Annotated in this window: 9 protein-coding genes, 2 rRNA genes and 1 riboswitch; of the genes, 5 read left to right on the top strand and 6 right to left on the bottom strand. The window is 70.3% G+C overall.

Annotated features, from left to right (window positions below; genetic code table 11):
- Position 1 precedes the first annotated feature (1 nt).
- Positions 2-105, bottom strand: a riboswitch (TPP riboswitch).
- A gap of 67 nt (positions 106-172) precedes the next feature.
- A complete protein-coding gene (locus ISOVA_RS14235) occupies positions 173-433 on the top strand; it encodes a DUF4235 domain-containing protein (RefSeq protein ID WP_013839902.1) in 261 nt (86 codons plus the stop codon).
- Positions 434-512: 79 nt separating this feature from the next.
- On the opposite strand, the gene ISOVA_RS14240 is transcribed toward ISOVA_RS14235, so the two are convergent.
- Complete coding sequence (locus tag ISOVA_RS14240; RefSeq protein WP_013839903.1) at positions 513-1,289, bottom strand: PAS domain-containing protein; 777 nt, start codon at positions 1,287-1,289, stop codon at positions 513-515.
- A gap of 181 nt (positions 1,290-1,470) precedes the next feature.
- Between ISOVA_RS14240 and ISOVA_RS14245 the strand changes: the two genes are divergently transcribed.
- The 4 genes from ISOVA_RS14245 (at position 1,471) to ISOVA_RS14260 (ending at position 5,125) form a co-directional block, all read left to right on the top strand.
- Entirely contained in the window at positions 1,471-1,650 is a 180-nt protein-coding gene (locus ISOVA_RS14245) for a hypothetical protein (RefSeq protein WP_013839904.1), read from the top strand.
- A gap of 166 nt (positions 1,651-1,816) precedes the next feature.
- On the top strand, positions 1,817-3,523 hold the full coding sequence (locus ISOVA_RS14250; protein WP_013839905.1) for a carbamoyltransferase family protein: 1,707 nt from the start codon (positions 1,817-1,819) through the stop codon (positions 3,521-3,523).
- A gap of 85 nt (positions 3,524-3,608) precedes the next feature.
- A complete protein-coding gene (locus tag ISOVA_RS16240; protein WP_233275915.1) occupies positions 3,609-4,424 on the top strand; it encodes a glycosyltransferase family 2 protein in 816 nt (271 codons plus the stop codon).
- A gap of 11 nt (positions 4,425-4,435) precedes the next feature.
- Positions 4,436-5,125 (top strand): YqjF family protein, encoded by a 690-nt coding sequence (locus ISOVA_RS14260; RefSeq protein WP_041294919.1) that lies wholly within the window; start codon positions 4,436-4,438, stop codon positions 5,123-5,125.
- A gap of 15 nt (positions 5,126-5,140) precedes the next feature.
- Here ISOVA_RS14260 and ISOVA_RS14265 read toward each other — a convergent pair whose 3' ends face one another.
- The 5 genes from ISOVA_RS14265 to ISOVA_RS14285 form a co-directional block, all read right to left on the bottom strand.
- On the bottom strand, positions 5,141-6,052 hold the full coding sequence (locus ISOVA_RS14265) for a sulfite exporter TauE/SafE family protein (RefSeq protein ID WP_013839907.1): 912 nt from the start codon (positions 6,050-6,052) through the stop codon (positions 5,141-5,143).
- Between the two features lie 196 nt (positions 6,053-6,248).
- Positions 6,249-6,707, bottom strand: coding sequence for an RrF2 family transcriptional regulator (locus ISOVA_RS14270; RefSeq protein ID WP_013839908.1), 459 nt, complete (start codon positions 6,705-6,707; stop codon positions 6,249-6,251).
- Positions 6,704-7,942 (bottom strand): AGE family epimerase/isomerase, encoded by a 1,239-nt coding sequence (locus ISOVA_RS14275; RefSeq protein ID WP_013839909.1) that lies wholly within the window; start codon positions 7,940-7,942, stop codon positions 6,704-6,706. The genes ISOVA_RS14270 and ISOVA_RS14275 overlap by 4 nt, the downstream gene beginning before the upstream one ends.
- 110 nt (positions 7,943-8,052) lie before the next feature.
- Positions 8,053-8,169, bottom strand: a 5S ribosomal RNA gene (gene rrf, locus ISOVA_RS14280).
- Between the two features lie 114 nt (positions 8,170-8,283).
- Positions 8,284-11,406: ribosomal RNA gene (locus tag ISOVA_RS14285) — 23S ribosomal RNA — on the bottom strand.
- Positions 11,407-11,632 lie beyond the last annotated feature (226 nt).

Raw genomic sequence — 11,632 nt, forward strand, 5'->3', positions numbered from 1 at the left:
GGGATCGAGAAGCCCGACTTCCTCCACCGGTGCTAACCGGATCAGGTTCGAGGGTCTGCGGTGTCCCGCACTCTCAGCGCCCGTGGCGCTCCCCTGTCGTATCAGCACGAGCCTACACACCCGCACGGGGATACGGTGTTGGTCGTCCGGAGCACAGCACCAGGGAGGTCTCGTGGTTGACAAGGAGCAGGCGCTCGCGGAGAAGGTCGGCACGGTCGTCGTCGCGGCGGCGGCGGCGTGGGCCGTGCAGAAGGGGATCGTGAAGATCTGGGAGAAGACCACCGGCCGCCCGGCCCCGCTCGACCTCGACGACGACAGCGTGGGCATCACCGAGGCCGTGCTGTTCGCCGCGGTGACCGGCGCCCTGGCCGTCTTCGCGCGCCGGTACGCGCGCCGCGGGGCGCGCAGCGCCCTCGTGCGCTTCACGCACTGACGACGCGAGAGGGGCGTCCGCGCCGGTCCTCGCGGGACCGGTCCGGACGGCCCCTCTCGTGCGCTCGCCGTCCGCCGCGTCAGCGCGAGCGGCGACGCGCGAGCTGCGCCTCGTGGCCGCGCGGGCGCTCCACGGGGCGGACCGCCGCCAGCGCTGCGTCGAGGGCCTCGGCCGGGCTGCCGGCGTCGCCGCCGTGCTTGCCGAGGTGCTTCATGACCTGCGCCCCCGCGACGTGCGCGGGGATGCCGACGGCCGACGCGGCCTCGGCGAGGACGTGCAGCGCCGCGACGTCGTCGACGCCGCGGATCGCCATGATCGCGCCCTTGGCCTGCTCCAGCGCGGCCTCGGTGACGAAGGCCCGCGCGACGGCGCTCGACGCCTCGCGGTCCAGGGCCTCGCGCAGCACCGGGCTCACGTCCATGACGTAGCCCGCGACCTGCGCGACCTTGCCGTCGGGTCCCCGGCGGCCGTGGCCGGTGACGACGACGGTGCGCGCCCGGCCCTGCTTGTCGACGATGCGGTGCGAGCACGCGAACGGACGCCCGGCCCGCAGGGCCGCCGTCGCGGTGCGCGTGAGCCGCCCGCGGTCGTCGGGGTGCTTGCGCGAGCGCATGAGCTCGACGCTCGGGTCGATCTCGCCAGGGCGCCGCCCGTGCATCACGTAGATCTCGTCGGACCACCACCAGCGCCCGGTGGGCAGGTCCACGCGGTACTGCCCGACCAGCAGCGAGCTCCCGGCGGCGAGCGCCTGGGTCAGGTCGGCGATGTCGATCGGCGCCTCGGTCTGGACGTCGTCGACGGACACGGTGTCGGCACCTGCACGCAGGTCCGACGTCGGAAGGGTGGTGACAGCCATGCTTCCTCCCAGATCACAGACTTCTGGGGCCGCTTCATGACTCCCGGTGCCCTTCACGCTACCCATGCGGGTGAAAAGCGCCACTCGAACCGCGACGCTGCGAGGACCACCGCACCGTGCCAGCGTGGACGACGGCGGGCCCGACCTGCGGACCCGCACCCCGAACGCCAGGGAGGAACCGATGACGGAGCAGCCGGAGGGGACGAGCCCCTACGACCCGGACGAGGACCCGGACGCGCAGCCGGACTCGCTCAACCCGCGCACGGGCGACCGGGCCCGCTCGACCGAGCCGACCGAGGGCGACCAGGACGCCGACCCGGACAGCATGAACCCGCGGCAGACCACCGACGACGAGCCCTGAGCCGCCTCGCGCCGGCCTCGCGCACGGACGCCCTCGCCACCTGCGGCGGGGGCGTTCGGCTTGCGAGCGGGAGAACCACTTCTCTTGCGAGTGCCCGAGAAGAGCCGCACGGTGCGAAGACCGGAAGCCGCCCGGTCAGCCCCGTACCCGTGGAGATCCTCGCCCCATGCGTGTCCTCGGAGTCAACGCCCTGTTCCACGACCCGTCGGCGGCGCTCGTGGTCGACGGCCGCATCGTCGCCGCCGCCGAGGAGGAGCGCTTCTCGCGCCGCAAGCACGGCAAGCGTCCCGTCCCGTTCGCCGCCTGGGAGCTGCCCGAGCAGGCGATGCGGTGGTGCCTCGAGGCGGGCGGGCTCGAGCCCGGCGACCTCGACGCCGTCGCGTACTCGTTCGACCCCGCGCTGGCCAAGCCGGCCGAGGAGATGGGGCTGCCCGACCCGTGGGACTGGCTGCGCCGGCAGTACGCCGAGCGCGCCCCGCAGTTCCTCGCCGCGGCGCTGCCCGGGCTGGCCCCCGCGACCGTCCGGTTCGTGCCGCACGAGGTGGCGCACGCGGCGTCGGCGGCGCTCGCCTCGCCGTTCCCCCGGTGCAGCGTCCTGTCGCTCGACGGCCGCGGCGAGCGCTCGTCGCACCTGGCCGGCCGGTACACGGACGGGCGGCTCGAGGTGCTCGCGAGCCAGGAGCTGCCGCACTCGCTCGGGCTGGTCTACGAGTCGCTCACCGAGCACCTCGGGTTCCTGCGCTCGAGCGACGAGTACAAGGTCATGGCGCTCGCGTCGTACGGCGAGCCGCGGTTCCTCGACGAGCTGCGCGAGGTCCTGCGCACGACAGGAGACGGCGGCTTCGTCGCCGAGGCGCCGGACTGGACCCGGTGGGCCCCGGCCGCCGGCCCGGGCACGCTCCTCGATCCCGCGATGCAGCCCGACGACGCGCACGGCGGCCTGCCGCCCGCGCACGCCGACCTCGCCGCGTCCGTCCAGGCGCGGCTCGAGGAGATGCTCGTCGAGCTCGCCACCTGGCTGCACGGGCAGACCGGTGACGACGCGCTGACGCTCGCGGGCGGCACCGCGCTCAACTGCGTCGCGAACTCGCGCATCTGGCGCGAGTCGCCCTTCGAGCACGTGTGGGTCCAGCCCGCCGCGGGCGACGCCGGCACCGCGCTCGGCGCGGCACTCCAGCTCACGGCCGAGGCGGGCGTCGAGGTCGAGCCCATGGGCTCGGCCGCGCTCGGGCGGTCGTGGTCCGACGACGAGCTCGCCGACTGGCTGCGCCGCGCGCGCGTCCCCTTCACGACCCCGCGCGACCTGCCGGCCGAGGTCGCCGACGTGCTCGCGGCCGACGGCGTCGTCGCGTGGTTCGACGGGCGCAGCGAGTTCGGCCCGCGCGCGCTGGGCCAGCGCTCGCTGCTCGCCCACCCGGGCCACCGGCACAACCTGCGCCGGCTCAACGACGTCAAGGGGCGCGAGCAGTTCCGGCCCGTCGCCCCGATGGTGCTGCTCCAGGACGCCCCCGAGATCTTCTCCGGCGGGCCTGTCCCCAGCCCGTACATGCTGTTCGTTCACGACGTCGCGCCCTCCTGGCGCGACCGCATCCCGGCCGCGGTGCACGTCGACGGCACGGCCCGCATCCAGACCGTCGACACCGACCAGCCGCGCCTGCACGCGACGATCGCGGCGTTCCGCGAGCGCACGGGCCTGCCCGTGGTCATCAACACGAGCCTCAACACCGCGGGCCGGCCCATGGTCGACGACCCGCGCGACGCGCTCGAGCTCTTCGGGTCCGCGCCGGTCGACCTGCTCGTGCTCGGGCCGCACCTGGTGCGCCGCACGGCGTTCTTCGAGTCCGGGGACGCACCGGCGGAGGGCACGGCGTGAGCACGTCGTGGTCCGTCGTCGTGCCGACCGTCGGCCGGCCGCAGCTGGACGCCATGCTCGCGTCGCTCGCCGAGACGCTGCGCGCGTGCCCCGAGGTGACGCCGCCCGCCGAGGTGGTGGTCGCCGACGACCGGCCGCTCGAGGACGCGCGCCGCACGCCCTGCCCGTCACGTGGGACGGCCCGTGCCCGCTGCGGGTCGTGCGCACCGGCGGGCGCGGCCCGGCCGCCGCGCGCAACGCCGGCTGGCGCTCGACGTCGCCCGACGTCGTGTGGGTCGCGTTCCTCGACGACGACGTCGTCCTGCCCGCCGCGTGGGCCGGCGGGCTCGCCAAGGACCTCGCGAACGCGGCGCCCGACGTCGCCGGCGTCCAGGGCCGCATCGTCGTCCCGCTGCCGGCCGACCGCCGTCCGACCGACTGGGAGCGCAGCACCGCGGGGCTCGAGCACGCCGCGTGGGCGACCGCGGACATGGCGTACCGGCGGTCGGTACTAAAGCGGGTGTCCGGCTTTGACGAGCGGTTCCCGCGCGCCTACCGCGAGGACGCCGACCTCGCGCTGCGCGTGCGCGCGGTGGGCGGGCACCTCGTGCGCGGCGAGCGCACCATCACCCACCCGGTGCGCCCCGCCGACGACGCCGTGAGCCTACGCGTGCAGCGCGGCAACCGCGACGACGCGCTCCTGCGGGCGCTGTACGGGCCGCGGTGGCGCGAGCGCCCGGTAGGCGGGGTCGCGATCGCGGGACGCCGGGTCACGGCGGTCGGGATCGCGTCCGGGAGGGGTCGTGGTCATGGTCGTCACTCCTTCGGACGGGCGGACTTCCACGATCCGAGACCGCGTGCCCGCTCGCACGTGGGACGACGCGGCGACGGCTGGGCGCGCGAGCGGGCCGCGACCCGGTGACCCTGTGGACCATGAGCGGTCGCCATCCCGACGAACGCGTGCGGCGTGCCGTGAGCCTGCAGCGGTGGGAGCGCATCGCGTTCGTCCACTGGCGCTACCGGCCCGAGGTCCTGCGCCCGGTGGTGCCGCCCGGCCTGGACCTGCAGCTCGTGGACGGTTCCGCCTGGGTCGCCATGACGCCCTTCGTCATGGCGCGGATGCGCGCGCCCGGCCTGCCCCCGGTGCCCGGGTGGTCCACGTTCCCCGAGGTCAACCTGCGCACCTACGTCTCCGACGGCCGGCGCGACGGCGTGCTGTTCCTCCGCGTGCTGTGCGCCCGGCGGCTGGTCGTGGGGGCGTTCCGGGCGGGGCTCGGCCTGCCGTACGTGCACGCCTCGGGGTCGGTGGCCTCCGACCGCACGGAGGCGACGTACGAGGTCGGCGAGACGCGCGCCCACGTCGTCGTCGGGCCCGCGGAGCTGCCCGACCCGGTGGTCGACTCCCTGACCGGACGCTGGAACGCGTTCACGCGGCACCTCGGCCGGCTCTGGCGGGTGCCGGTCGAGCACCCGCCCTGGATGCTGCACCGGGCGCGGCTCGACCGGCTGCACACCGACCTGCTGGCCGACGTCGGGCTCCCCGCCCCGGACGACCTGCCGCTCGTGCACTGGTCGCCCGGGGTCGACGTGCGCCTGGGTGCGCCCCGTCTCGTGCCGGACTGATCCGGCAGCCGGGGCTCAGGCGGCGCCCGCGGGCGCGGGCTCCTCGACGGGCCGCTCCCCGGCCTGGAGGCGCCGGTGGGCACGCACCGAGTGCACGACGGCGGCCGCCCAGGCCGCGAACACGACCAGGTACACCGCGGTGCGGGCGGGCCCCTCGACCGTGAGCAGGTCGGTCGAGATCAGGGTGCGCACGTTGGTCAGGACGATGAGGCCGCCCACGGCAGAGCCGAGGACGCGCGGCGGCACGTGGCGCACGAGCCACGCCGCGATCGGCGCGGCCACGAGCCCGCCGGCGAGCAGGGCGAGCGCCCACGGCCCGTTGATCCCGGCCGTGCCGAGACCGAGAAGGAAGCCGGCGCTCGCGGCGACCGCGACGAAGAACTCGCTCGTGTCGATCGAGCCGACGACCTTGCGCGGCTCGAGACGCCCGCTCGCGAGGATGGCGGGGGTGCCCACCGGGCCCCACCCGCCGCCGCCCGTGGCGTCCATGAACCCCGCCACCAGGCCCAGCGGCGTGAGGAACCGCCTGCGCAGCGGCTTGCCGAGCTGGTCGGTGCGCAGGCCCTGGAACGTGAAGCGCAGCAGGACGTACAGGCCGAGCCCGAGCAGGAGCAGCGCCATGACGGGCTTGGCCAGCTCGGTCGACAGCCACGACAGGAACGTGGCTCCCGCGAAGGCCCCGATCGCGCCCGGGACGCCGATGCGGGCGACGACCTTCCAGTCGACGTTGCCGAACCGCCAGTGCGACGCGCCCGAGGCGAGCGTCGTGCCGATCTCGGCGAGGTGCACCGTGGCCGAGGCCATCGCCGGATTGGTGCCGATCGCGAGCAGGAGCGTCGTCGACGTGACGCCGTAGGCCATGCCGAGACTGCCGTCGACGAGCTGGGCACCGAGGCCCACGAGAGCGAGGAGCACGAGGGTCTGCACTGGCGTTCCTTTGCGAGATCCGTCCGGCGCGGGCCGCCGGAGCGATGCCCAAGTTATCCGACCGATTCAGTCGGATTCAATCGGCTTCTCACGATGTGGTCCCACGAAGTGGACTCCCGCCGAGGTAGCGCCTTCTCCGCCGAGGTAGCGCGTCCCGCGCCGAAGTAGCGCGTCCCGTGACGAGGCAGAACGCCGCTCAGGGGTTGTACCAGGCGCCTTCGTCCTCGGTGAGCCGGCGCACGACGTCGGGCACGGCCCCGGCCGCCAGGTCCGCGAGCGTCACGTGCTCGAGCACCGCGCGGACGTTGGCGCGCAGGGCGACCCAGACGTGCAGCAGCGACGACGCCGCTCCTCCGTACTCGAGATCGGCGGGCCGCTCGTCCCGCACGTACACGAGCGGCCCGTCGACGGCGCGCACGACGTCGGCCACCGTGACCTCCGACGCCGGGCGCGCCAGCACGTAGCCGCCCCGCGCGCCGCGCCTGCTGCTGACGATGCCCTCGCGCCGCAGGTCGCTCAGGATGACCTCGAGGAAGCGGTGGGGCACGCCCTGGGCGCGCGCGAGCGCCTCGGCGGGAACGGGGACGCCGTCTCCCGCGGCGGCGAGCTCGGCGGCGGCGCGGACGGCGTAGTCCGCCTTCGCGGAGATCCTCACGGCGTCGCCGAGCCGGTCGGCGCGAGGATGGGGCCGGCCAGCCGCGCGGCCTCGCCGAACGACCCCGCCAGCGGGAGGTCGGGGAGGATCACGGCCTGGGCGGCGTGGTAGACGTCGGGCTTGCCGACCCAGGTCCGTCCGGACGGCCGGTTCTCGGTGTCGAGCTCGTGGTGCCACGATCCCCGCTCGTGGTCCACCAGGTTGAGGTCGATCCACCGCCACCACGACGCGGCGGCATCCGCGAAGCGCTCCTGCCCGGTGACCCGGTGGAGGACGTCGGCCGCAGCCACGGCCTCGGCCGCGACCCAGTGGAAGCGACGGCGCTCGACAGGGCGCCCCTCCCAGTCGGTCGTGTAGACGAACCCGTCCCCGTCCCAGCCGTCCGTCGCCGCCCGGTCGAACAGCGCGGTCGCCGCGGCGGTGCGCTCGCCCGCGGTGTCGCCGGCGACGTCGAGCTGCAGCAGCAGGCGCGCCCACTCGAGCCCGTGCCCGGGCGTCGCCCCGTACGGCTTGAACGGGTCGTTCGGCCGGTCCGCGTTGAGCTCGCGCTGGACGTTCCACGACGCGTCGTAGTGCTCGGGGATCCGCCACCCGTTCGCCTCGGCCCAGCCGACGACCCGGTCCGCGATCGACGCGGCCCGCGACAGCCACTCGCGCTCGCCCGTGGCGTCGAACGCGGCGAGCAGCGCCTCGACGGCGTGCATGTTGGCGTTCACGCCCCGGTAGGGGTCGACGACGGTCCAGTCGGCCGAGCGCTCGTCGAGGTGCAGCCGGTGCTCGGCCTCCCAGAACCGCTCGTCGAGAGTCCGCAGCGCGTCGTCGAGGAGCGCGGGTGCGCCAGGTCGCCCGGCGACGGTTGCGGTCGCTCCCGCGAGGACGACGAACGCGTGCGCGTACGCCTGCTTCGTGGCGACGACGTCGGCGCCGCCCGGACCGCGCGACGCGACCCAGCCGCCGTGCTCACGGTCGGCGAGGTACCCGAGGAGCCCCTCGAGCGCGCGGTCGGCCGCCTGGTCAGCCTCCGGCACGCCCAGAAGGTGCGCGAGCGCGAACACGTGCGCCATGCGGCAGGTGATCCACGACTCGACCGGGCGGTCCGTCACGGGCCGGCCCTCGTCGTCGAGCCAGGACGCACCGCCCTCCGCTCGGAGCGAGGCGCGGCCGAAGTCGACGAGCGACAGGAACTGGCGCCGACGCCATCCCGAGCCGGCGGGCGCGATCGCGTCATGAGTCACGCACGCAGCCTAGCGGCCCGGCTAGATCGAGCCACCGACATCGCCCGTGGCCTAGAACCCCGGAAAGCACGAAAGGCCCACCATGAAGGTGGGCCTTTCGTGTGAAGGGTGTCCGGCGGCGTCCTACTCTCCCACCCCCTGGCGGGGGCAGTACCATCGGCGCTGAAGGGCTGAGCTTCCGGGTTCGGAATGGGACCGGGCGTTTCCCCTTCGCTATGACCGCCGTAACTGTATGGAGCTGTTCGGGGTGCCCCCGGTGCCGCCGCACCTGGTGGTGTGGTGGTGGGGGTGGTGCCCGTTGCTCGGGAACCGCACAGTGGACGCGTGCATTGAAGGAGTGGGTGTTGAAGTTGTCGGCTGATTAGTACCGGTCAGCTGCGACAGTCGTTGGTCCTGTCTTCCACATCCGGCCTATCTACCCAGTGGTCTCGCTGGGTGCCTCTCCCACCACGAGGGTGGATGGAAACCTCATCTTGAAGCAGGCTTCCCGCTTAGATGCTTTCAGCGGTTATCCCTTCCGAACGTAGCTAACCAGCGGTGCACTTGGCAGTACAACTGGCACACCAGAGGTTCGTCCGTCCCGGTCCTCTCGTACTAGGGACAGCCCTTCTCAAGTTTCCTGCGCGCGCAGCGGATAGGGACCGAACTGTCTCACGACGTTCTAAACCCAGCTCGCGTACCGCTTTAATGGGCGAACAGCCCAACCCTTGGGACCTACTCCAGCCCCAGGATGCGACGAGCCGACATCGAGGTGCCAAACCATGCCGTCGATATGGACTCTTGGGCAAGATCAGCCTGTTATCCCCGGGGTACCTTTTATCCGTTGAGCGACGGCGCTTCCACAAGCCACCGCCGGATCACTAGTTCCGACTTTCGTCCCTGCTCGACCTGTCGGTCTCACAGTCAAGCTCCCTTGTGCACTTGCACTCGACACCTGATTGCCAACCAGGCTGAGGGAACCTTTGAGCGCCTCCGTTACTCTTTGGGAGGCAACCGCCCCAGTTAAACTACCCACCAGGCACTGTCCCTGATCCGGATCACGGACCGAGGTTAGATGGTCGATGCGGCCAGAGTGGTATTTCAACGATGACTCCACCCACGCTGGCGCGTGAGCTTCATAGTCTCCCACCTATCCTACACAAGCCGCACCGAACACCAATACCAAGCTGTAGTAAAGGTCCCGGGGTCTTTCCGTCCTGCTGCGCGTAACGAGCATCTTTACTCGTAGTGCAATTTCGCCGAGCTCGCGGTTGAGACAGCGGAGAAGTCGTTACGCCATTCGTGCAGGTCGGAACTTACCCGACAAGGAATTTCGCTACCTTAGGATGGTTATAGTTACCACCGCCGTTTACTGGGGCTTAAATTCTGGGCTTCGCCTTGCGGCTGACCCGTCCTCTTAACCTTCCAGCACCGGGCAGGCGTCAGTCCGTATACATCGTCTTGCGACTTCGCACGGACCTGTGTTTTTAGTAAACAGTCGCTTCTCCCTGGTCTCTGCGGCCCTCCCCGCTCACCGGAGCATGTCCGGGTCACGGTTCAGGCCCCCCTTCTCCCGAAGTTACGGGGGCATTTTGCCGAGTTCCTTAACCACGATTCGCTCGATCGCCTCGGTATTCTCTACCTGACCACCTGAGTCGGTTTGGGGTACGGGCGGCTAGAACCTCGCGTCGAGGCTTTTCTTGGCAGCTGAGGATCACCCTGTTCCCGCCTACGCGGTCACCGTCAGCTCTCACCCTGTATGTCCCGCGGATTTGCCTACGGGACGGGCTACGGCCTTGGACGTGGTCAACCATCGCCACGCCGGGCTACCTTCCTGCGTCACCCCTGTTAACACGCTTACCTACTACCGGTTCAGGTCCCACGCCGCCCCGGCCGGTGACACCCGAAGGTGTCGGTGGCCGGCTTGGGGTGGTTAGTATCACCGGGCTCGGTATGGGCGGTTCTTCGCCGGTAGGAGAATATCAACTCCTTGTCCATCGACTACGCCTGTCGGCCTCGCCTTAGGTCCCGACTTACCCAGGGCGGATTAACCTGGCCCTGGAACCCTTGGTCATTCGGCGGACGGGTTTCTCACCCGTCTTTCGCTACTCATGCCTGCATTCTCACTCGTGTGGCCTCCACCGCTGGATCACTCCGCGGCTTCACCGCCCACACGACGCTCCCCTACCCACCCACACACCTGAACCACACCCCGAGGGGTACGGCTGGGCGATCGTGTGGGTGCCACGGCTTCGGCGGTGTACTTGAGCCCCGCTACATTGTCGGCGCGGAATCACTTGACCAGTGAGCTATTACGCACTCTTTCAAGGGTGGCTGCTTCTAAGCCAACCTCCTGGTTGTCTGTGCAACTCCACATCCTTTCCCACTGAGCACACGCTTAGGGGCCTTAGCCGGTGGTCTGGGCTGTTTCCCTCTCGACTACGGAGCTTATCCCCCGCAGTCTCACTGCCGTGCTTACTCTTACCGGCATTCGGAGTTTGGCTGACGTCAGTAACCCGGTGAGGCCCATCGGCCATCCAGTAGCTCTACCTCCGGCAAGAAACACACGACGCTGCACCTAAATGCATTTCGGGGAGAACCAGCTATCACGAAGTTTGATTGGCCTTTCACCCCTAACCACAGGTCATCCCCCAGGTTTTCAACCCTGGTGGGTTCGGTCCTCCACGCCGTCTTACCGGCGCTTCAACCTGCCCATGGCTAGATCACTTCGCTTCGGGTCTAGACCCGGCGACTCAATCGCCCTGTTCGGACTCGCTTTCGCTACGGCTACCCCGCACGGGTTAACCTCGCCACCGAGCACTAACTCGCAGGCTCATTCTTCAAAAGGCACGCCGTCACCCCAACCAAGGAGGCTCCGACGGATTGTAGGCACACGGTTTCAGGTACTATTTCACTCCCCTCCCGGGGTACTTTTCACCTTTCCCTCACGGTACTGGTCCGCTATCGGTCACTAGGGAGTATTTAGGCTTAGCAAGTGGTCTTGCCAGATTCACACGAGATTTCTCGGGCCCCGTGCTACTTGGGATCCCCTCCGCCAGGCCGCACCATTTCGCCTACGGGACTCACACCCACTGTGGTCCGGTTTTCAACCCGGTTCGGCTATGACACGGCTTTCTCACTGGCCGGAGTCGTGTCAGCGACTCCAAGAAGGTCCCACAACCCCGCACACGCAACGCCTGACAGCTTTACCACGTGCACGGTTTGGCCTCATCCGCTTTCGCTCGCCACTACTCACGGAATATCTCTTCCTGCCGGTACTGAGATGTTTCACTTCCCGACGTTCCCCCCTGCACCCTATGAATTCAGGTACAGGTGACCCAACATGACTTGGGCCGGGTTCCCCCATTCGGACACCCTCGGATCACAGCTCGTTTGCCAGCTCCCCGAGGCTTATCGCAGGCTACCACGTCCTTCTTCGGCTCCTAGTGCCAAGGCATCCACCCTGTGCCCTTAAAAACTTCGACACACACTACAAATATTTCGCAGAGTCCAAGACGACCCACCAACCAGCACCCACCCAGGCCCGAAAGCCTCGGCACGCACCCGTCGAAGGGTCCTCGAACATCTGGGATGCTCGCGTCCACTGTGCAGTTCTCAAGCTACGGACGAACCCACCAGCCCCAGGCGCGCCTACCCCCACACCCCCCCACGAGGGGACGCGTGGAAGCGGTTCGGCACCGACCGGTGACC

This window comes from Isoptericola variabilis 225, assembly GCF_000215105.1.
GTDB classification, from domain to species: Bacteria; Actinomycetota; Actinomycetes; order Actinomycetales; family Cellulomonadaceae; genus Isoptericola; species Isoptericola variabilis_A.

Coding starts and splice junctions, on each gene's coding strand:
- ISOVA_RS14240 (WP_013839903.1), bottom strand. CDS start 1,289: ATGGCTGTCACCACCCTTCCGACGTCGGACCTGCGTGCAGGTGCCGAC.
- ISOVA_RS14245 (WP_013839904.1), top strand. CDS start 1,471: ATGACGGAGCAGCCGGAGGGGACGAGCCCCTACGACCCGGACGAGGAC.
- ISOVA_RS14250 (WP_013839905.1), top strand. CDS start 1,817: ATGCGTGTCCTCGGAGTCAACGCCCTGTTCCACGACCCGTCGGCGGCG.
- ISOVA_RS14260 (WP_041294919.1), top strand. CDS start 4,436: ATGAGCGGTCGCCATCCCGACGAACGCGTGCGGCGTGCCGTGAGCCTG.